We start from the raw sequence: 19,941 nt of genomic DNA on the forward strand, positions 1-19,941 counted from the left end.
TGAGATTCCTTTCGAGTATGTGTTCAGTGCGAGAAATGGATCGACGGCAGGACCCTGCGGAGCCACGAGGGTGACCACCAGGCGGCGTGGCCGCTCAGCCGCAACAGGACCGGGAGCAGGATCAGCCTGATCAAGAACGCGTCCAGCAGAACCGCGACCCCGAGGATGATGCCCATCTCCTTCGGTGGGAGTGGATCGGAGAGCGCGAAGGTGAAGAATACTGCGACCATGACCGCGGCGGCGGCGAATATGACACGTCCGGAGTGAGCGAGACCGTCGACCTGGGCCTTCTTCGGGTCGCCGGAACGTTCGTAATGCTCCTTGGCGGTAGCGAGCAGGAACACGGTGTAGTCCATGGCGATGGCGAAGATCATCGCGAAGAAGAACACAGGTCCCCAGCCGTCGAGAAAGCCCTGCGGCGTGAAACCGAGTAGCGACGCGCCGTGCCCGTCCTGGAATATCGACTTCGCGACGCCGAATGCCGCAGCGGTCGAGAGAAGGCTGACTCCGGTGCCGAGGATCGCGATCAGTGGTGCCTGCAAAGCAACGAGCAGCAGGAGGAAGCCGAGCACGAGGATGATCCCGATGACGAGCGGGAGGTAGGTGTTCAGGGCCTGTTGTAGGTCCAGGTTCTCCGCCGGTGCGCCGCCGACGAGCGCGGAGTCCGGCAGCTGTGCGCGGAGGTCGCCGAGGATCGTGCCCATGGCAGCGTCGGAGGGGTCCACGTCGGGAAGAGCTTGGAGTAGTGCGTAATCGGAGTCGTCCGCTGCGAGCTGAGGTGGAGTGACCATCGAGATCCCGTCCACCTCGCTCGCTGTGGTCGCCGTCGTGGCTGCGTCGGTGGTCGGGACGACGATCTGCAGTGCACCGGGTGCGCCGTTGCCGAACTGCGCTTGCACCAGTTCGTACCCCTGCCTGACCGGTGCGTCTTCGGGGACGACAGCGATCGACGGCATCGCGACCTTCAGTCCCAGCACCGGCAGTGCGAGGGCAACAAGGATGCCGACGGAGACGAGTGCGAAGGGCCAGGGGTGTTTGTGGAGCAGTTCGCCCCATGCAGCGAATTTCGGGGAGCGATGGTGTTGACGCTTGGCAAACGGCAACGAGGCGGAGTTGACCTTGGTGCCGAGCGCGCCCAGTGTGGCGGGCAGCAGTGTCATGGTCGCGACCAGGACGAAGCCGACGGCGAGCATGATTCCCACGGCCATGGTGCGGACGGCCGGCGCGGGAACGAGCAACACTGCCGAGAGGCTGACCAGCACGGTCAGTCCGGAGAGGACCACTGCTTTGCCTGCGGTGTCCATGGTCTCGGCGACCGCGGCGCGTGGATCGCCCGCACGTAGAGCGTCGCGGAAACGGGCGACGATGAACAGGGCGTAGTCGATACCGAGTGCGAGGGCGAACATCATCGCGAAGTTCATCGCCCATACCGAAATGGGCGTCACCTCGTTGAGGAGCACCAATCCGCCTGCGGAGGCGACGAGACCGGCGACGGTGAGCAGCAGTGGCAAACCTGCGGCGACGAGCGAGCCGAAGGCGAGCACCATGATCGCCAATGTGACCGGCCACGAGAACAATTCGGCTTGAATCATCGCATCGTGGTTGGCTTTGTTGAAGTCCGACCAGAGCGCCGAGGATCCGGTGGGGTAGACCTCGATACCGTCCCCGGACAGTGCAGTGAGCTGCATTTTGACGTCGTCGACGGCTTTCACCATATCGTCGGTGCTTGCGTTGGCGCCGGCGATGAGTATCGCGGTGTGCCGGTCGGGGCTGATGGTCATCCCCGGCTGTGGGGCGATGACGTCGCCGAAGCGGGTGTCGCCGTCGAACACAGCCGCAACGTCGGTGAGTGTCTGCTGCACCGCGGGGTCATCGATGGCTGCGGTGTCGGAGTGAACGACGACCTGGACCGCGGCGGAGGAGTTTCCGCCGAAATGGTGCTGGGCGAGTTCGCGGACCTGAACCGACTCGGACCCGTTGGCCTGCCAACCGGCACCTGCGAGCGACGAAAAGACGGACGGCGCTGCAGAACCCAGTGCGACGAGCGCGATGAGCCAGATCCCGAACACCCATCGGCGGCGTGCAACCATGACACTTCCGAGGCGACCGAGCGCACCGAGGGTGCGGGCTCGATCAGGGGCGACGCGGCTGGGCGCCGGCGCGGTGTCGAACTCGGCCATAACTTCTCCTGATACGGGTGGGGGTATACACATGGGCCCACTTGTCTCTCGGGGGTGAGTCGCGAGGGTTGGGGCGACATGCTCTGCCGATGCTCACTGTGACACATACCCAGGGGGGTATGCAAGTACCCTGGGGGGGTATCCGAAGTATTCGGGTCGGTCGACCCTCGTCAGGCGACGAGGAATCGGTCAGTTCCTGCCGTTTCCAGCGTTGCCGTTGCCGTTACTGTTGCCGTTGCCGGAATTCCCGTTGTTGCCGTTGTTGCCGTTGCCCGAGTTTCCGTTTCCGGAGTTGCTGTTCCCGTTCCCATTTCCGTTGTTGCCGTTACCGTTGCCGTTCTGCGCGGAAGGTTCGACGGGCGCCTGAGGTTGGGGAGCGGGTGCGGGTATCACTGCGGCCGGTGGCGTGGTGGACGGCAGTTCCGGAGGAACGGTGGTCGGGGGCGGCGTCGGCTCGGTGGGAGTCGCAGGGGATGTCGCAGGGGATGTCTGCACGGCGTCGGGTACAGGGGTGTCGTCGCTGCCGAAGCTCGCCCATCCGACGGCAACGGCGACCGCGAGGGCAGTCACGGCGGCAGCGATCGGAATCCAGAACGTGCGTCGTCGGGTGGTCACTGGCTGGACCGCCATCTGATCGGTGGTCACCGAGGCCGTCAAGAACTGCGGGTCCAGTGCGGCGGTGGCGCCGGCTGCGGGTCCGGTGCGGGTGAGGTCCCGCAGCCGCGATCTGAGTTGGGCGGCGTCGGGACGGTTCTGGGGATCGCGTGCCGTCATGGCGGTGAGCAACGCTGCCCACTCGGGTCCGACGTCGTCGGGGACCACCGGGTCGCGGTGCAAGCGTGCGATCGCGGCGGCGACGGCGCTGCCTTCGAACGCCATGCGTCCGGTGAGGCATTCGATGAGGACCAGGCCCAGGCTGTAGATGTCGGTTGCCGGTCCGGCGGCGGTGCCGGTTGCCTGTTCGGGGCTCATGTAATGCCCGGTTCCGACGGTGGTGCCGTGGTCGGTCAGGCGGATGCCGTCGACGATGCGGGCGATTCCGAAGTCGGTGAGTTTGGTGAACTGGTTGTCGTCCGGGCCGTCGGGCCGGGCGATGAGGATGTTGGCGGGCTTGATGTCGCGGTGTACGACGCCGCGGCTGTGGATGTAGGTCAGCGCGGCGGCCATCTCCGCTCCGATGCGTGCTACGACCTGCGGCGGTAGTGCGCGGCCGACGCGGAATGCGGACAGGGTGGGGCCGTCGACGAGTTCCATCACCAGGTACGGAACGACCACGCCGCCGGGATCTGCTGCCTCGCCCGCGTCGTACAGAGCGACGAGGTTCGGGTGGGTGAGCGAGGCCAGTGTGCGCTTCTCGGCGTCGATGCGTCCCGACGTGTCCTGCGGCCCGGCGTGGGCGAAGATCTTCACTGCCACCGATCGGCCTAGCACGTCGTCGACGGCCGTGACCACCTCGGCCATGCCGCCGCGGCCGAGAACCTCGCCGAGTCGATACCGCCCGGCGAACAGGAACTGCTCGTCCGATGGACGGTGCCGATCCGATCCAACCATCGATGTGTCCGTCCGATCCGAGTGTGCGATTACGTCGAACCATATCGTCGTGTGTCCTGCCCGCACGCGGTGACCGGTGGCCGCGCAGGGCATGATGATGGCCGGGTGGGGTGGAATTGTCGTGTTCGGACGAGGAGGCGCGCAGTTGAACCACCGCCACGACACGGCTGCGGCGTCACCCCTCACGGTGGACATCGGTTCGGTGTATCAGCCGATCGTCGAGCTCGACGGCAACGGCATCGTCGGGTTCGAGGCGCTCACCCGCGTCGGCCCCAGTAGCCCGTGGTCGACGACACCCGACTTGCTGATGGCAGCGGAATCGCACGACGTGCTCGTCGACTTCGATTGGCGATGCCGGTTGACGGCCCTGCGCGGAGCACTCGATGCAGGCCTGCCCGACGGCGTGATGTTGTTCGTGAACGCCGAGCCCGTCGCGCTCGAGACTCCGCCGCCTCGTCGGTCGTCGACGGTTCTCGCGCAGGCCCGCGGGTTGTCGATCGTCATCGAGATCACCGAGCGGAACCTGCTCCGTGATCCTGCTCGTCTGCTCCGGGCCGTCGAACATGCGCGGCACCTGGGCTGGCGCGTCGCCGTTGACGACGTGGGCGCGGACTCGTCGAGCTTGGCGTTGCTGCCGTTCCTGCGACCGGACGTGATCAAGCTCGACATGGGGCTCGTGCAGAGCAGGCCCACCGCACACACCGCGGCGGTGGTGTCGGCGGTGGCCGCGGAAGCGGATCGGACCGGCGCGCGGATCGTCGCGGAAGGCATCGAGACGGAAGAGCACCTGCGGACGGCGCTGGACATGGGTGCAGGCTGGGGGCAGGGCTATCTTTTCGGTCCGCCCGCGCCGCTTCCGGCGTTCGGCAGTGGGGCACCTCGGGTGGTCCCTGAGGCGCACGACGTCGCCGTCACCGTTCGCGCCCCGGCGGCCGTGACGCCGTACGGAGTCGTCAGTGCGGCGACGCGGCCGCGGCGTGCGGACGAAGCTCTGATCGGCGCACTCGGATCGGGCCTGCTGCTCAGTGCGATGACGGCGGGGCCGTCGACGATCGTTCTCGTGACGACAGGATCATCGCTGTCCCTCAGCCGCGTTCACGCTGCCGCCGTGAACGACGTTGCCGCACACAGCGCTTTGACGGTCGTCTTCGGCACACGCGATCCTGAATCGGTTCGTCCAGACACTAGCGATGCACACCATCGCTATCGTGAAGTAGCCGTCGGACCCAACGAGCCACTGGCCGAGGAACATTCGATCGTCGTCGTGTCGCCCGTGCTGACCGTCGCGCTCGTCGCCCTGCGCATCGGCGTAGGACCTGGCGGCACCACCATGTACGACTACCGACTCACCCACGCCCGAGACGTGGTCCTCGACGCCGCCACCACCCTGCTCCAGCGAATCGGTTCCTAGGCAATCCGCACATACCGTGTCAGCTGGGCAAATAGCCCAGCAGCTCAGTGAGAATCGGGCGGTGACCCTTGAGCAGTTTGGCTTCGGCGTCGTCGGAGGTGAACCATTCGTGCTTGTCGATTTCAGGGAAACTCTTGAAGTTTCCCGATCCCTTCGGCCATTCCATCTCGAAGGTGTTGCTTTGCGCGCCGGCGGCGTCGAGGTCACCTTCGACGCCGAAGGCTGTCACGATTTTTCCGCTGGGCTGCTTGACGGGTGTGAGCTGTATCGGGTCCGTGCCCGCCGGCACCGGTGAGCCGGTTTCCTCGAGGAATTCGCGCTGAGCTGCGGCCCAGGGATCTTCGTTGTCCTCGTACTCACCCTTGATGATCGACCAGGCGCCGGCGTCCTTCCTCGCCCAGAACGGCCCTCCCGGGTGACCGAGGAGGACTTCGACCTCACCGTTCACCGTTCTGTACAGAATGATTCCAGCGCTCAGTTTGGCCATGGTGTCCTCTCCTCGGGTGTGTCGATGCCTCCATCCTGCATGGGTGGATTCGCGAGTCCTGGCAATGCCCGGCTGCTGACGGTAAGAACAGGGCATGATCGATCGCGAAGGGTTGGCGGCGTTCTTGGTCGGCCGTCGGGCGTTGTTGCAGCCGGAGGACGTGGGGTTGCGACGTGGCCAGCGGAGGAGAACTGCTGGGCTGCGACGTGAGGAGGTGGCGGAGCTGGCCCACATGTCCACGGACTATTACGCGCGGTTGGAGCGAGGGACCGGTCCGCGGCCGTCCGCCGAGATGATTGCGTCCATCGCTCAGGGGCTGCACTTGACGCTGGCGGAGCGTGATCACGTCTTCCGTCTGGCGGGACACAATCCGCCGGCGCGGGGGTCGGCGAGCGAACACGTCAGCCCCGGGTTGCTGCGGATCATGGATCGGCTTCAGGACACTCCTGCCGAGGTCATCACCGAGCTGGGTGAGACGTTGCGGCAAACTCCTCTCGGTGTGGCGTTGACCGGCGATGCTTCGCTGCGCACGGGGGCGTCGCGCAGTCTGGGTTACCGGTGGTTCGCTGATCCTGCTGCTCGTGAGCTGTATCCACCCGAGGAGCGCGAATTCCTGTCGCGGCTCTACGTTTCGGGGTTGCGTGAGGTGGTGGCGGTGCGCGGCCCTGGGTCGGCTGCCGCGACGATGGTGGAGATGTTGGAGTTGGAGAGCGAGGAGTTCGCGCGGCTGTGGGCGGCCCACGAGGTGGGGCTGCGTCCGCCGGACGTCAAGCGTTTCGATCACCCCTCCGTCGGCAGGCTGGAGCTGCAGTGTCAGACGCTGCTGGACCCGGATCAGTCGCATCGCCTGCTCGTCTACACCGCTGTCCCCGGCAGTGAAAGTTACGAGAAGCTGCAGCTCCTCGCGGTCGTCGGCGCCGAGCCCGGTCTGTGAACGGATAGAGGTGGATCGATAGGTCCTGGTTCGACGGGTTCCATGCGCCGAAACTGGTGTTCACACATCCACTTCGACGGGAGCCCATCATGGCACGCAAGATCAGCACCGAACTTCTCGACTCGACAGGCAAGCTGGCTGTCGTCACCGGCGCCAGCGACGGTATCGGCAGTGTCATCGCGACGCGTCTCGCTGCCGCGGGAGCCGAAGTGCTCTTACCCGTGCGTAATTCGGCGAAGGGCGAGCGAGTTGCCGAGCAGATTCGGGCAACCGTGCCGGGGGCGAACGTCTCGATCCGGACGCTGGATCTGTCGTCTCTGAAATCCGTTGCAGCGCTTGTCGATGAGTTGACGGTCGAGGCGAGGCCGATTCACATCCTCGTCAACAACGCCGGTGTGATGCAGCCACCGAGCAGGCAGGTCACGCAGGACGGTCTGGAACTGCAGATGGGCACCAATCATCTCGGTCACTTCGCGCTTACCCGCGGGCTTCTCCCGCTCTTGCGCGACGGCGGTGCCCGGGTCACCAACCAGACGTCCATTGCTGCTCGCAGCGGCGGAATCAACTGGGACGACGCGAACTGGGAACGCAGTTACGACGTCGGCAAGGCATACAGCCAGTCGAAGATCGCGGTCGCGCTGTTCGCTCGCGAACTCGATGCTCGCAGCAAGCAGGGCGGGTGGGGTATCACCAGCAACATCGCGCACCCGGGTGTGTCTCCGACGAATTTGCTTGCCGCTCAGCCAGGAATGGGTCGGGACAGGGACACGCTCGCGCGGAAGGTGGTCGACGCGTTGGCGCGCGTGGGTATTGCCGGCAGTGTGGACAGTGCAGCGATGCCTGCGGTGGTCGCCGCGGCGGGTGTCGCCGCACAGGGTGACGAGTTCTACGGCCCTTCCCGTGTCGTCGGCGGCCCTGCTGCCCTTCTGCCGATGTGGAAGACGATGACGAACATGGACGACGCCCGACGCCTGTGGGACCTCTCGGAGGAGTTGCTCGATCGATAGCCGATGCGGAGATCGGGCGGTGCTCGCCGGTCTGCGCCGGTACCGTGGGTGATATGGCCAGCGGAACCTTCGACGACGGTTCGCGCTACGGCGCGGGCGGGTGGCGATGGAGCGTGGGCGACGTCAGGCTGGTGGTCACTGCGCTGCTGGTGGCGGTCATGGCCTTGGGTCTCGTACTGCGATTCTGGGTGTTGTTCGGTGCGGTTGCAATTCTGGCTGTTGCGCTGTGGTTGATTCAGGACAGTGCGGTTCAGCGCCAGGCTCGACGTGAGCTCGAGGAGCGGCACCGCGCAGATCTTCGGTCACGCGCCGACGCCGAGCATCAGGCGTTCCTTCGTGGTGAGCGCCGTGGGCTGTACGGCCAGTACGAGCCACCCGAGGTCTGACTCCGACAATCTGGACACGAAGGGAAGGTTAGTCTAACCTCCCTCTCGGGTGCCGCTGTGGCGCTCGTCGAGTCCAGAGGATCCCCCACGATGAACATTTCCACCAGGACGTCTGCTGCCCTTCGTGGCGTTGCGGTCGCGTCGATTACCGTGATCGCTCTTGCGGGGTGCTCCGGGAACAGCGGCTCGACGACGGAATCCGCCGCGGCTGCGGACTCCTTGCTGCCGGCCGCCGAGGGCAAGACCGAATATCCGCTCACGCTGGACACGGCAACCGGTCCAGCGGTGATCGAAGAGCGTCCCGAGCGTGTGGTGATGGCGAGTTCCTGGGACGCGGACCTCTTTGCTGCACTGGGTGTTACGCCGGTGGGCACCGACGAGCAGATCGACTTCTATCCGTGGGCGGTGGAGAAGATCCCGGGCGAGATCGAGACGGTCTGGCCCATCGGCGACACCGCGTATCCGGCGGAACAGGTAGCCAACACCACGCCTGACCTCGTCGTCGACACCCTGGCGGCGGACCCTGTGGACACCGAGCAGTTGGCCGACATCGCGCCTGTCGTCGGCGCACCGGCCGGCATCGAGGCGCCGCTGTGGGAAGACCGGCTTCGTCTTCTGGGTGAAGCGCTGGACCTGTCCGACCGCGCTGAGCAGTTCATCGACGAGTACAGCACCACCTTCGAGAACATCCGCGCCGAGCACCCCGAGTTCGAGGGCAAGACCGTCGACTACCTCGTGTACTGGGGAGGCGGAAGTGGCACCGGTTTCATGAACACCGTCGACAGTGAGCCCGAGGCGCTGCTGTCCTCCTTCGGATTCGCGGAGAACACCAACGCCGCAGTGCTGCCGCAGGACGGAGAACTGGGCGACGAGCTGCTGGACTCGTTGACCGGCGATGTTCTGGTCATCTCCAACCAGGCTGCCGACCAGGCGGAGTTCGACGCCTGGTACGCGAGCCCGCTGCTTCAGCGGCTCCCCAGCGTGCAGGAGGACCGGACCGTCGTCCTGAACCTGGCGGCCGACAACACGGTCACCTACAACGGTGAGCGTCAGGACTTCACGGGTCACTTCGGTCGAGCGTGGTCCGTCGGCCCTCTCGCGCACGAAGAGCTCGCCGACCTGCTGGTGCCCAAGCTGTCGGCGGTTCTGACCTAGCCGCGCTCGGCGGGAACGTTCTTCGTCGTCGAATCGGTGGTGAACCGGCGAACGACGTACAGCAGGACGCCCACGCCCAGGAGTAGTGCTGCACGAAGCCAGGTTTCGGCGGATTGCTGGGTAGCCAGCACCACGCAGGTCACGAGCGCGAGGATCGGCAGGATCGTCGGCGCACGGAAGTGGTCCTCGCCGGTGTCGTCGCGACGCAGGACGAGGACGGCGACGTTGGTGCTGACGAACACGAACAGCAACAGCAGCACGACGGTTTCCGCCAGGGCTGCCACCGATCCCGTGAGGCAGAGTCCCATTGCGACGACGGTGGTGGCGATGATTGCCGTCCATGGCGTGCGGCGTTCGGGAAGGACCTTGGCGAGGACGGAGGGGAGCAGGCCGTCGCGAGCCATTCCGAAGGTCAGCCGTGAGGCCATGATCATGGTCAACAACGCTCCGTTCGCCACGGCGACGAGTGCGATGAGGCTGAAGAACCACGCGGGAATGCCGGCGTCGGCGGCGTCGACCACTTCGAGGAGCGGCCCGCTCGACTCGGCGAGGGTCTCCGGCGGTACGACGGTGGTGACGGCGAGGCCGACCAGTGCGTAGACCGCTCCGGCTGCGGCGAGTGCCCCGAAGAGTGCCCGCGGATAGACCCGACGGACGTCCTTCACTTCCTCGGCGATGTTGGCGGAGGTCTCGAATCCGACGAACGAGTAGAACGCCAGCAGCGCTGCGCCGAGCACCGCCAGGGCAGGCGTCGTGGTGCCGTCGAACTCGAGAACGCGCGATGGGTCGCCGTCGCCGCGCCCGAGTACCAGCCCGGCGAGCGCGATGATCAGGACCAAACCGGACACCTCGACGACCGTCATGACGAGGTTGGCGCGGAGAGACTCGGTGATGCCGCGTGCATTGAGGAGGGCGACGATGACCAGGAACGCCAGTGCTGCGGGCACGGTGGGAACGCCCACGAAGACCTGCAGGTAGTCACCGGAGAAGGCGAGTGCCAGCCCGGCCGCGCTGGTCACGCCGGCTGCCAGCATGCAGAAACCGACCATGAACGACACGATCGGGAGTTTGTAGGCACGCTGAGCAAATACAGCGGCGCCGCCGGCGCGGGGATATTTGGTGACCAGTTCTGCATAGGACGCGGCGGTGAGCATCGCCATCACCAGTGCGACGACGAGGGGCACCCAGACGGCCCCGCCCACTTCTCCCGCAATTTCGCCGACGAGGGCGTAGATGCCAGCTCCCAGCACATCGCCGAGGATGAAGACGAACAACATCTTTCCGCTGATCGCACGGGCGAGAGGTGTGGTCTCCTGCCGATCGTGCGTCGCGTCGATCGCTCCGTCGTGGGTCCGTCTCGGTCGCATGCGAACCTCCGTGATGTGGTGGGGAAACACGTGGAGGGCGACGCGGTGTCACCGCGTCGCCTCCACCTGCCTTGATTCGGTTGTGTTACTTGATCTTCGGGTCGTTCGCTGCGGCGATCTCCACCTCGGCGGTGGCCTGGATCAGCGCCAGCAGGTCCTTGTCGAGGCCCGGTGAGAACTCCTCACGCCGCTCGGGCGAGATCTTGATGGGGACGCCTTCCGGCATGATGGCCGTGGACAATTCGGTTCCGTCGTTCGACGGTGAGGCGCCGCGGTAGAGCTTGGCCGCCTGGCTCTTGTCGTCGGCGCTGAAGGTGTACTGGATGCTCTGCAAGCCCTTGTCCAGCAGTTTCTTGACCTCGGGGAACCGCTCCGCGTTGGTCTTGGGGATCGGCAGCACCGAGCCCCAGTTCACGCCCAGGCTTTCCAATGCTTTGGCGAACGCGTTCTCGTGCGCCTGGTCGCGGACGATCAGGTAGGAGATCGTCGAGCGGGCCGTCTTGTTGTCGGTCATTTCGTAGATGCGGCATTTCTGAAGGCGGCCGGTCGATTCCAACATCAGGTTGTACAGCAGATCCAGCACGAGGTTGCCGCTGTTGTAGACGTAGGAGCCCGACCACGGGTTTCCTGCAGCATCGACCGGGAGGGCGCCCTGTGCGCCGACGAGATAGTGGTGAATGTTGCTGGTGTCCAGAGCAATCTTCAGGGGTGTAGCGCCTTTGGCGCCGGGCTTGTCGACGGGGTCCGTCTTCTTGCCGTTGTATTCGGGGGATCCGTCGAGCAAACGGGAGATGGTGGTGCCGATGAGTTCGACGTGGCTGATCTCTTCCGTACCGACGCCCTGCAAGAGGTCCTTGTACGGTTTCGATGCCGGATCTCCACGAAAGTTCATGGACTGGAACAGGTATTGCATCATGGTGCGCATTTCGCCGAACTGTCCGCCGAGGCCCTCCTGAAGGGCGTTGGCAGCGGCCGGATCCGGCTCGTCGACGGCGATGTCGTTGATCAATTGTTCGGTGTGTAGATACACGATTCTCCCTAGGACAGCAGTGCATCGAGCGTGAACGATCGGGTTGTCTGCGACGCCGGGACTTGACTGTCGCTATTCCGCCTTCGAAGGCGTGCTGGGAATGCATCAGCACTCCGGCTATACCCCTGGATGGCAGGGAGAAACATCACATCCGACCGGAGGTCCGGTTTGGTATCGCCGCCTTCGGGGCACTCCTGCACTTGCGCGACACGGCTATCGAAGACGGCGGAGGGCAAGTAAACGTATGCATGACGAGCACGACGTAGTGGTATGGAAAGAAAACGTTCAGCGGCAGGCGTGGTGGGAATCCATTCTCGGGCTGGCTCCCGAAGCTAGGCCCCTCACGGTTGTACCGCCTCTCGATGCGGACGACGTCGCAGCCGCGTAGTTGTGACGGTCTGAATCGACTTTTTTTTAAACCTCGGCCGCCGGTTTCCCGGCGGCCGTTCTGTTGCGTCCGGCCGGTCCCGAGCTGCCCGTCTGTCGAGCGTGCGTAGGCAAAGTTCGGGGTGTGCCGGATTTGCCCAGGCTGTAGTGTCCGCTTTCATGATCAGAACAGCTGTGGCGAGGGCGGTGGCGATTGTCGGCGCAGTCGTGGTGTCGGCTGTCGGTGTACCGGCCGTGGCGCACGCGCATCACCAGGAGTTCACGCCACTACCGGTGGCGTACTCGCTGGGCGAGAATTTCTCGGTCCCGTGCAGCGGGCAGCTGACCGGTTCTGTGCACACCCCGCACGACAGGCCTGGCCAAGTCACCGTAAGGGTCACGTGGCTTCCGTTCTTCACCGGTCCGTGCCACAACGCAATCTCCGTGAACTACTTGTCCGCTGCTGGTTCGGATGGTCCCGGAAGTGGAAATCCGTCTATCCTGCTTCCCTTCGACTCCCGGGCGTTCGTTCCGTTGACCGGTGAAGTCACGTTCCCGATGCCATCCGGTGGAGCCTCGGTCGTCGTCACGCCCAACGCGGTGAGCACAACATATCTGAACCCACTGGCGAACACTGTCAGATTCACGGTCGCCTGAGATCCTTGCGATGACAGCCCGCGTACTCGCTCACCTGACCGTTTTCGTCGGTGCGTTCACGGCAGTGTGGGCGGTGGTGGTCACGCCGGCGCGTAACTTCGCGTACGTCGCGGGAGGGGACCGCCTCGACGTCTTCGTCGGAAGTGCGGCTGCGGCGGCCACACTGGCAGCGGTCGTGGCCGTTGTGGTGGCCGTGTTCGCGACCGGCCGTCGAACTGTGTACGCGACAACGGGTATCGGCGTCGTGCTGCTCGCGGCTGTGTCTTTCGGTTCGTTCGACGTGCAGATGAACCTGCGGGCGATCGCGGGTGGGTTGATTCTCGGTGGTTGTGCGGTGCTCGCCGGTGCAGGTAATCGCCGAACCATGCAGTGCGCGTTGGTAGTCGGTGTGCTCTCCGGCATGGTGTTGGTGCCGCACATCGAATCGAGCCCGGTCCGCTATGCCGAGTACCTTTCCAACGATTCATCCGGGCACTACATTCTCGTAGCCCTTGCGGTGTTGGCTGTTCTGTTGATTTCCTCGAATGTCGAGGGGGTTGTCGAGCGGGTGCAGCACCGGACGCGAGTGCTGACCGTGGGCGTGCTGGTCCCCGTCGTCGGCCTGGTTCTGTACTGGCTCTTCGTGCGCTCGGTGGACCGGCTCGGTGCGGACGGAGCGATGCAGGATCGCTGGCTTCTGGGCATCGCTGTGGTGCCGTTGCTCGTCGGCGCGGCGTTCGCCTTGCCCCGGACGACCGGCACTGTTGTGCTCGCCGCGTTGGCGTACGTGGCGGCTCCGACGACGGGGTCGATGGGATTCGCTTCTGCCGTAGTGTTCGTTGCGTTGTTGGTCGTGGGCGTCGTGGTGGGGTGGCGGCGTCCGCTCCCCATGGTCGGTTTCCTGCTGGTCGCGCTGGTTGCAGCGGTTGGACTTCTCGCCGATTCTCAGCTCGACCCCATCGAATCGGCAGCCACCGTAGTGATCCTGCCCGTCGCCCTTGGACTCCTTTTCGCGTCACTGCTTCCGACGAGCCCACCGGCGTCGGTGATCGCCGTGACCACCCCGATAGCAGTGGCGGTCCCGATCGTCGCCGAGTTCGGGTGGACGGCGTACACCCCGCTGACGAGCATGCAGCCTGTCTTCTCTCCGAGCGGATGGGAGTGGACGTCGACGGCAATCAGCGTCGGTTCCGTCCTGGTCGCGGCGGGGGCGTACCTGGTTCTTCAAGCACGCCGAGGGACGCCCGAACGGCCGATGGCGGCTGGTTGATTCAACCCAAGGGGACGTCGGCGCCGCCCGAGAAGATCGAATCGTGCAGTTCGAGGCGGTCTGGCACGGCACCACTGAGGATGTAGGTGAGGTTCCCGGACACTGACTGGCCTGGGTTGAGATCCGCGAATGCGAGGTCCGATGTCCAGTCGAATTCGGGTTCGAACTTGCGACCCTGCTTGTCGTACAAATATTGAACGGACATCGCCAACGATTGCGGTCGGTCTCCAATGTTTGTGACCCGCACATGAGCCGTGGCGGTCGCGGGATCCCACGTGGATACCAAGAACTCGAACTTTCCGTCTCGCACTGGCTTTCCTAACCCCGACACCTGAGCAGCCGGTGCCACAATCCGAGCGGGTGCGGGTGCGGGTGCGGGTGCGGGTGCGGGTGCAACCGATTCTGCGGGCTTCACCGCCGATGACGTGGGCTGAGGCCTCGGCACTGTCCGTTCGGACGTGGTCCGCGTCGACGCCGTGTTCGAGTTCTTATTGTCGTCGTCCCCAGTTCCAGATACAACGTTGACGACGACAAAGAAGGCAACGAGTGCACCGCACACCTTCCAAATTGTCCCTGTCGTCTTCTTGTCCGTTCCTGCGGCAGGGGCCACCTGGGGGTTCGGGGCGGCGAACCTGGGCGCGCCATTCGACGACTTGGGAAGCGTCGACGCTGTCCACTGATTCCCGTCCCAGTATCGGTCGATGGTTGGATCAACGGGGTCTGGGTACCAACCTTTTGGTGTCATGGAAAAAGACTTATCAGACTGGGCCGACAGTATAGTGACGGGCATAAGTAGCTGCCGCCGAACATCATTCACGCAAATGAATCTTGGGTCTCACGCGTTACTAATGCCCGCGCCTCATAGCTTGAGGTTCTCGCCGAGGTACTACTGACGCTGGGGAGTCGTTGGGGTCGTGCACGACGGAGCCATCCATGGAGTGAAGTTCGGAGGGCCCCGAGGTTGTCATCCAGTTCGGCTGCAGTGATCGTCCACAAGCACATGCGTGGACCGAATCCGGCGCTCTGCAACCGTGCCCTTCCAGATCACACCGCGCTGGGGGTTCGCCTAGCGCGCGTTCGCGTTCGGCGACGCTCGTAACACGGATTCGGACTGGGCGATACGTGGGTATGAGTACGGTGCGCGCCACGTTTGTTGCATGTGTCATCGGAGTGATCCTGGTCGTCACGTCCGGACCCGCCAATGCGAGTCCCGGCAGTCCATCGGCTCCGCAGTACGAGTGGCTCCCCGACTTCCTCTATCCCGTGTGGTCGTGGCTGTGGTGGTTCGGATATCTCGCCGACAAGGGTGTCAACCCGTTCCCGATCATGTTCGGATCGAGCTGAAGTCGTGTCGTTTTCGTCACTTGGAGGTCGTATGAGGATCAAGGTTGTACTCGGCGCAGGTGCACTGACTGTCGGTCTGGGTGTGTTCTTCGCGCCGACGGCGTCCGCGCAGGACGCGGGTTTCAATGACTACCCTTGCAGCGACCAGTTCGCGGTCCCCTGGTCGCTGGATGCGTGGACTGGAGAGCGCAGTGCGGTGTTCAGTCCGTACGGAACCGCTGACATCCGCTGCTCGTCGTTCCATGGGCAGACGTCGGCGTATCAGCTCGATCCGCAGGGGCGTAAGCATCTGTTGAATCCCTTCAGCATCCTCGGACCCACGCTGTACATCTGGGACGTCAACGGTCGTTGAGCACCCGTATTCGCCTTATCTCTTCCTTTAATGGTGTCTTCCTGCAGATGCCTTGGCCCTCGTACGCCTGGCAAGACGAAAGTCTGCGTCTACCCTTCGAGCATGAGCAGCGTGAGGTCTCTCCTGTGTCTTGCAGCTGTTCTGGCGGTGGTGTCTTCATCGTGCTCATCGGGTCTGAATCCGTTCATCGACAGCGTCTCGTACCGACCACCGACCGCAACGGTGGACTCGTCCCCGGACTGTCTGGCGGAGAACATCTACACAGACCTGACCGGTCTGGGACCGTGGGATCCGGCGTTGACGTCCGATGCGTCGCCTCCGGGATATCCGCCGGCTGCGTTTGTGCCTGTTGCGGTGGTTCGCTGTGAGCGTGGCACCGACGACGCTGGGTTCATGACGGTGGATTCGGTGCGGCTCGAAGGTGACATCGACGCCGTGGATGCTGCGTTCTCTGCGAAATCGGAGCGCTTTCCCGACGGCGTGATGGCGTCGTGTGCGTATGCAATGAGTCCTCCGGTTGGTCTGTGGTTCGTCGACGACGTCGGCAAGGCGTTTCGACCGGCATGGCCGGCGAGCCCGTGCGGACTTCAGAACGCACCGATCGAAGCTCTTGCCGACCTCACCGAAGTCTCTCGCGCCTCCCACCCGACCGGTTACACCGACCGGTACGACACCACGTGCGCTGCCAGTGCGTACGGATGGGAATTCGAGAACACAACACCTGAGGACGTAGCTGCCGCCGAGGAACGCGAACAGTCACCCGACAGCACTGTGGTGCCGTCCCTGGTGATGCCGATCGACGATGTGGACAAACTCCAGTTGTGCACCGTCCCCACATCGACCGAACAGCCCCTCGATCCCTCTATGTCGGTGGTCGGACAGGCGATGACGCTCAGCCGAGAGGAAAGTGCGTCGACTGTGAGATCCGTGGCGAACGCGCCCCTTGCGCCAGCCTGCGACAGACGAAGTAACCGCATTGCGTCGACCGAATTGCGCCGTCCAGACGGCTCTGGCAGCTCGTTCGTGTCGTTAGAGCTCGATGGTTGTCAACGTGCAACCGGTTTCGGGTATTACCGCGCAATCCCCGCCGATGTGCTGTCGATCCTGACGCGAGCGAAATGAAGTTACTCCAAAACTTTTGATGCGCCGTCATGCCCATGGCAAGCGGCGGTCCCACCATTGCAAGCCGGCAGGTGCGTCGACTTCTACCGTTGCGGCGCGGTATCTTTCGTCGAGGTGAGTGACTGCTGCCCTGAGGCGGTGGGCTTTGCGGCTGTTGCCCCGCATTATCCGTTCGAGGCGGTCTCGGGTTCCGTTGCCCGTGAACGGTCCGTCACATGCGGGACAGCCGGTCAGCCCCGCGACGATGGCGGGATAAGTATCGAAGTTCGATGTGGGACGGGATGACTCGAAAGCTACGCGCCGCTCGACGCGTTCCACGCAGCCACGCCACTGGTCGAGCAAGTCGAGCGTCCCGTTGTTCGAGCGTGGTCGTCTGGTTCTGTGCTGTATGCGGGTCATAGTCGATGCGTCATGACGGAGACGCAGGCCCGGTGATTGGATCGCGTTGTTGTTGTCAGGTGGCCCCATGCCCACCCTCGCTTTCGTTCGACCAGCACTCGGTGATGATATGTGCGCGTTACACCGTGATGCGTGAAATATGCTGAGCTGCAGTGTCTATCAAGGCGTTGCTCGTCACGCAAGAGGGTGGTCGGATGTCCGCCGACCGCGGGACGTGCTCGCTTCGAACGAAAGCTACCTACTACCTGACAATTCCTCAGTCCGTCAGCAGATCGTGTTCCCAGTTGGCGCTCTGTATCGTGAGGTCGATCAGTCGAATCCGGGTAGCAAGATCGTCTGCTGTGCTGCGTAATTCGGCCACTGGTAGTGCCGCAACATACGTCAACTCCGATCTCAGTTGCCGAGGGCCGTAGCGCTCTCGTTCCTGACCGGACGCAGCGTCGGCGGCGGCGGTGAGGACTCTGCGTCTGATCCGCAACACATCTCGATGGGCCAACGCATCAGTGATGGTTCCGTCTCCGATGGGTGCGGCACTGTTCGTGCGATTGATCGCCCGGATCAGCACTTCCAGCCGATCGAGCGCTGCACTGAGCTCGGACAGCAGTCTGCCTGCATCTTCTGCAGGTGTTTCGCCTTCTTGATGCCGGGAGTTGGCCAGAATCCGAACCTTCAATTGTTCGGTGTGGCGTACCAGTTCGCCTCGTTCTGCGAGGGCTTCCGCGAGTTTCATGATCTACACCCCGGTTCGCTGGGACCGAAGGTGGTGAACGTACGGGCGCTCATGCGCCTTTCGACGTGTCGAATGAAGTCATAGGAAATTGGTACCACAGACGGGGACTGTCGGTCTACCCCAGCGAACGGCCCGGGACTGCCGTAACAATTGCGTACCCGTCAGGCGGGATCCCGGCTCACGCGTGCGCAACTGTTACACCAGGACCGGTGCGCGCTACCTCCTCGCGCTCTCGACGTCGAAATCGTCGAGATCTGCGTGTCGGGTCATGTTCCAGTAGTCGACGATGCGCCAGGGGAGTGTGGAGACGACTCTGCCGGCGTCGTTGCGGTACCAGTTGTCCATGCCCTGGTGGGTCCAGATCATGCGCGAGTGGGCGTCGTCGTGGCGTCGGACGTAGTCCTGTTCCACTTCTGGTTTGCATTCGACGGAGCCGATGTTGTTGTCCGCCATGGTGCGTAGCAGGTCGACGATGTAGCGCACTTGGCATTCGGCGATGGTGATGTAGCTTCCGCCGTGGCCGAGGACGGTTCCCGGTCCGCAGGTGAGGAACAGGTTGGGGAAGTCGGGGACGGTGATGCCGAGGTGCGCGTGGGCGTCTTCGGGTCCCCAGAAATCCTTGATCGAGACGCCGGATCGTCCTCGGATGTCGATGGGGCTCAACAGCTTGTGAGTTTCGAATCCGGTCGCGAGGATCACGACGTCGACCTCGGCGACGTGCCCGCCGGACCCGACGACGGAGTCCGGTCCGATGGATGCGACTCCTTCGGTCACCAACGTGACGTTGTCGCGTTTGAGCGCGGAGTACCACCCGTTGTCGAGCAGCATTCTCTTGCCGAAGGGCGGGTAGTCGGGCAGAGACTTCTCGATGAGGTCCGGCCTGCCGTCGAGTTCCTTCTCGACGTACCGGGTGAAGACGCGGCGGTGCGCGTCGTTGATGGCGTTGATGGAGCGGCTCGGGTTCTCCCAGTCGGGATCGACCTGCAGGGACGGATGAACACGGTCGTTGAAGTTCCAGGCAAGCCGCACTCGGTACCACAATCGGTACAGCGGAACGGCTTCCATGAGGTAGCTGACGTCGTCGTCGATGGGTTCGAAGTACACGTCGCTCGACGCCACCCATTGCGGTGATCGCTGGAACACCGTCGCATGCCCGACGGTCTCGGCGATGGCGGGTAGTACCTGCATCGCGCTGGCGCCGGTGCCGACGATGGCCACCCGCTTGCCTTGCAGATCGAGGTCGTCGGGCCATTCGGCGGTGTGGAAGATGGGACCGTCGAACGTGTCCAGTCCCGGAATGTTCGGCACCTTCGGCCGATTGAGCTGGCCGGTTGCGGTGATGACGATGTCGGCCGTCAGGGTGTCGCCGTCCATCGTGGTGACGGTCCATGATTGTGTGTCCGGCTGATACACGGCGGAGTCGACCTCGGTGTCGAACCTGATTCGATCCTGCAGATCATGTTCGGCCGCAACGTCACTGAGGTACTGCAACACCTCGTCGCGCTTGCCGAAGTGCGTGGACCAGGACCGGGGGGCGAACGAGTACGAGTACAGGTGGCTCGGGGTGTCCACGCCCGCGCCGGGGTAGGTGTTCTCGAACCATCCGCCGCCGACGTCGGAGTTCTTTTCGAGGACGATGTGCTCGATACCGGCTTCCTGCAGCTTGATTGCGGCGAGCATGCCGGACACGCCGGCGCCGATCACGACGACCGAGAAGTCACACGGCGTCTGCGTCGGCGCAGGTGCGTGCGTGAACCCCATGTCCTCGGCGACCATCTCCGCGAACTCGGGTGGGACGGATTCGCCGACGGCGGCGGAGATCATCTCGACCAGATCGTCTCCTGTGGGCGACGGTAGTGCTGGGGGGCGTCCGCTGGTGATCGCGTCCAGTGCGGCGGCTCGGATGATGTCGGCTACCTCGGGTGCGAATCCGCCGCCGTCGTTGTCGTCCATGCCGCGGCTGCGCGTCGGGCGGTACGGGTCTTGGAGCCATGTGCGGTCGCCGGTGAGTTGGTAAAGCACGGCGACGAGACTGGGCATGTTGGCCGCGTCGAGTGCTCGGACCAGCCGATCTCTTGTCAGTGCAGTCGGGGCTGTGACGGTCACCGGAACCTCCTTCGGGGCACGAGTCGCACGGGCCTCTCGCAAACTAACCACAGTTAGGCAAACTGACGCAATAGCCGCACGACGTCGGATTTCGACCCTTGACAATGT

The 19,941-nt window shown here is 64.1% G+C and carries 18 protein-coding genes; 10 read left to right on the plus strand and 8 right to left on the minus strand.

Translation table 11 applies throughout. The features are described 5' to 3' along the window. Positions 1 to 23: 23 nt before the first annotated feature. Complete coding sequence (locus tag H292_RS0104495) at positions 24 to 2,180, minus strand: MMPL family transporter (protein ID WP_020110589.1); 2,157 nt, start codon at positions 2,178 to 2,180, stop codon at positions 24 to 26. 189 nt (positions 2,181 to 2,369) lie between these two features. Continuing rightward, positions 2,370 to 3,731 carry a serine/threonine-protein kinase gene (locus tag H292_RS0104500; protein WP_020110590.1) on the minus strand — a complete coding sequence of 454 codons (1,362 nt, stop codon included), beginning with the start codon at positions 3,729 to 3,731 and terminating at the stop codon, positions 2,370 to 2,372. A 76-nt stretch (positions 3,732 to 3,807) separates the two neighbouring features. Between H292_RS0104500 and H292_RS0104505 the strand changes: the two genes are divergently transcribed. After that, complete coding sequence (locus tag H292_RS0104505; protein ID WP_020110591.1) at positions 3,808 to 5,142, plus strand: EAL domain-containing protein; 1,335 nt, start codon at positions 3,808 to 3,810, stop codon at positions 5,140 to 5,142. 19 nt (positions 5,143 to 5,161) lie between these two features. Here H292_RS0104505 and H292_RS0104510 read toward each other — a convergent pair whose 3' ends face one another. Further along, positions 5,162 to 5,629: an NUDIX domain-containing protein gene (locus tag H292_RS0104510; RefSeq protein WP_020110592.1), complete on the minus strand. Its 468-nt coding sequence runs from the start codon at positions 5,627 to 5,629 to the stop codon at positions 5,162 to 5,164. Between the two features lie 94 nt (positions 5,630 to 5,723). Between H292_RS0104510 and H292_RS0104515 the strand changes: the two genes are divergently transcribed. The 4 genes from H292_RS0104515 (at position 5,724) to H292_RS0104530 (ending at position 9,111) form a co-directional block, all read left to right on the plus strand. Beyond that, a complete protein-coding gene (locus H292_RS0104515; protein ID WP_019665723.1) occupies positions 5,724 to 6,563 on the plus strand; it encodes a helix-turn-helix transcriptional regulator in 840 nt (279 codons plus the stop codon). An 89-nt stretch (positions 6,564 to 6,652) separates the two neighbouring features. Further along, complete coding sequence (locus H292_RS0104520) at positions 6,653 to 7,570, plus strand: SDR family oxidoreductase (protein ID WP_019665724.1); 918 nt, start codon at positions 6,653 to 6,655, stop codon at positions 7,568 to 7,570. A 53-nt stretch (positions 7,571 to 7,623) separates the two neighbouring features. Further along, positions 7,624 to 7,956, plus strand: coding sequence for a hypothetical protein (locus tag H292_RS0104525; RefSeq protein ID WP_019665725.1), 333 nt, complete (start codon positions 7,624 to 7,626; stop codon positions 7,954 to 7,956). 90 nt (positions 7,957 to 8,046) lie between these two features. After that, positions 8,047 to 9,111 (plus strand): ABC transporter substrate-binding protein, encoded by a 1,065-nt coding sequence (locus H292_RS0104530; RefSeq protein WP_019665726.1) that lies wholly within the window; start codon positions 8,047 to 8,049, stop codon positions 9,109 to 9,111. Here the strand turns inward: H292_RS0104530 and H292_RS0104535 are convergent. Further along, positions 9,108 to 10,478, minus strand: a complete 1,371-nt coding sequence (locus H292_RS0104535; protein ID WP_231383754.1) for an APC family permease — start codon at positions 10,476 to 10,478, stop codon at positions 9,108 to 9,110. The two genes, H292_RS0104530 and H292_RS0104535, sit on opposite strands and share 4 nt — an antisense overlap. 85 nt (positions 10,479 to 10,563) lie before the next feature. After that, entirely contained in the window at positions 10,564 to 11,508 is a 945-nt protein-coding gene (locus tag H292_RS0104540; protein ID WP_019665728.1) for a manganese catalase family protein, read from the minus strand. Positions 11,509 to 12,054: 546 nt separating this feature from the next. On the opposite strand from H292_RS0104540, the gene H292_RS0104550 reads away from it, so the two are divergent. Continuing rightward, complete coding sequence (locus tag H292_RS0104550; RefSeq protein ID WP_230593983.1) at positions 12,055 to 12,531, plus strand: hypothetical protein; 477 nt, start codon at positions 12,055 to 12,057, stop codon at positions 12,529 to 12,531. 10 nt (positions 12,532 to 12,541) lie between these two features. Then, positions 12,542 to 13,780, plus strand: coding sequence for a hypothetical protein (locus tag H292_RS0104555; protein WP_019665731.1), 1,239 nt, complete (start codon positions 12,542 to 12,544; stop codon positions 13,778 to 13,780). A gap of 1 nt (position 13,781) precedes the next feature. Here H292_RS0104555 and H292_RS28710 read toward each other — a convergent pair whose 3' ends face one another. Then, on the minus strand, positions 13,782 to 14,570 hold the full coding sequence (locus H292_RS28710) for a DUF4352 domain-containing protein (protein ID WP_331271162.1): 789 nt from the start codon (positions 14,568 to 14,570) through the stop codon (positions 13,782 to 13,784). A gap of 338 nt (positions 14,571 to 14,908) precedes the next feature. On the opposite strand from H292_RS28710, the gene H292_RS0104570 reads away from it, so the two are divergent. From H292_RS0104570 to H292_RS0104580, 3 genes are all read left to right on the plus strand, one after another. Then, the gene (locus H292_RS0104570) at positions 14,909 to 15,124 is read left to right on the plus strand and encodes a hypothetical protein (RefSeq protein WP_019665734.1); all 216 of its coding nucleotides are present in this window, start codon (positions 14,909 to 14,911) and stop codon (positions 15,122 to 15,124) included. Positions 15,125 to 15,155: 31 nt separating this feature from the next. Beyond that, positions 15,156 to 15,476 carry a hypothetical protein gene (locus H292_RS0104575; RefSeq protein WP_019665735.1) on the plus strand — a complete coding sequence of 107 codons (321 nt, stop codon included), beginning with the start codon at positions 15,156 to 15,158 and terminating at the stop codon, positions 15,474 to 15,476. A gap of 102 nt (positions 15,477 to 15,578) precedes the next feature. Further along, positions 15,579 to 16,598 (plus strand): hypothetical protein, encoded by a 1,020-nt coding sequence (locus H292_RS0104580; protein ID WP_020110593.1) that lies wholly within the window; start codon positions 15,579 to 15,581, stop codon positions 16,596 to 16,598. 655 nt (positions 16,599 to 17,253) lie between these two features. Here the strand turns inward: H292_RS0104580 and H292_RS0104585 are convergent. Beyond that, a complete protein-coding gene (locus H292_RS0104585; RefSeq protein WP_019665737.1) occupies positions 17,254 to 17,727 on the minus strand; it encodes a DIP1984 family protein in 474 nt (157 codons plus the stop codon). A gap of 216 nt (positions 17,728 to 17,943) precedes the next feature. Then, the gene (locus H292_RS0104590; RefSeq protein ID WP_019665738.1) at positions 17,944 to 19,833 is read right to left on the minus strand and encodes a flavin-containing monooxygenase; all 1,890 of its coding nucleotides are present in this window, start codon (positions 19,831 to 19,833) and stop codon (positions 17,944 to 17,946) included. Positions 19,834 to 19,941 lie beyond the last annotated feature (108 nt).

Source organism: Rhodococcus sp. 114MFTsu3.1 (assembly GCF_000383555.1).
Taxonomy (GTDB): domain Bacteria; phylum Actinomycetota; class Actinomycetes; order Mycobacteriales; family Mycobacteriaceae; genus Rhodococcoides; species Rhodococcoides fascians_E.

Excerpts from the sequence above, each read along its gene's own strand:
- H292_RS28710 (WP_331271162.1), bottom strand. The coding sequence starts at position 14,570 with ATGCCCGTCACTATACTGTCGGCCCAGTCTGATAAGTCTTTTTCCATG.
- H292_RS0104515 (WP_019665723.1), top strand. The coding sequence starts at position 5,724 with ATGATCGATCGCGAAGGGTTGGCGGCGTTCTTGGTCGGCCGTCGGGCG.
- H292_RS0104500 (WP_020110590.1), bottom strand. The coding sequence starts at position 3,731 with ATGGTTGGATCGGATCGGCACCGTCCATCGGACGAGCAGTTCCTGTTC.
- H292_RS0104520 (WP_019665724.1), top strand. The coding sequence starts at position 6,653 with ATGGCACGCAAGATCAGCACCGAACTTCTCGACTCGACAGGCAAGCTG.
- H292_RS0104525 (WP_019665725.1), top strand. The coding sequence starts at position 7,624 with ATGGCCAGCGGAACCTTCGACGACGGTTCGCGCTACGGCGCGGGCGGG.
- H292_RS0104510 (WP_020110592.1), bottom strand. The coding sequence starts at position 5,629 with ATGGCCAAACTGAGCGCTGGAATCATTCTGTACAGAACGGTGAACGGT.
- H292_RS0104585 (WP_019665737.1), bottom strand. The coding sequence starts at position 17,727 with ATGAAACTCGCGGAAGCCCTCGCAGAACGAGGCGAACTGGTACGCCAC.
- H292_RS0104575 (WP_019665735.1), top strand. The coding sequence starts at position 15,156 with ATGAGGATCAAGGTTGTACTCGGCGCAGGTGCACTGACTGTCGGTCTG.
- H292_RS0104495 (WP_020110589.1), bottom strand. The coding sequence starts at position 2,180 with ATGGCCGAGTTCGACACCGCGCCGGCGCCCAGCCGCGTCGCCCCTGAT.
- H292_RS0104535 (WP_231383754.1), bottom strand. The coding sequence starts at position 10,478 with ATGCGACCGAGACGGACCCACGACGGAGCGATCGACGCGACGCACGAT.
- H292_RS0104570 (WP_019665734.1), top strand. The coding sequence starts at position 14,909 with ATGAGTACGGTGCGCGCCACGTTTGTTGCATGTGTCATCGGAGTGATC.
- H292_RS0104530 (WP_019665726.1), top strand. The coding sequence starts at position 8,047 with ATGAACATTTCCACCAGGACGTCTGCTGCCCTTCGTGGCGTTGCGGTC.
- H292_RS0104550 (WP_230593983.1), top strand. The coding sequence starts at position 12,055 with ATGATCAGAACAGCTGTGGCGAGGGCGGTGGCGATTGTCGGCGCAGTC.
- H292_RS0104580 (WP_020110593.1), top strand. The coding sequence starts at position 15,579 with ATGAGCAGCGTGAGGTCTCTCCTGTGTCTTGCAGCTGTTCTGGCGGTG.
- H292_RS0104555 (WP_019665731.1), top strand. The coding sequence starts at position 12,542 with ATGACAGCCCGCGTACTCGCTCACCTGACCGTTTTCGTCGGTGCGTTC.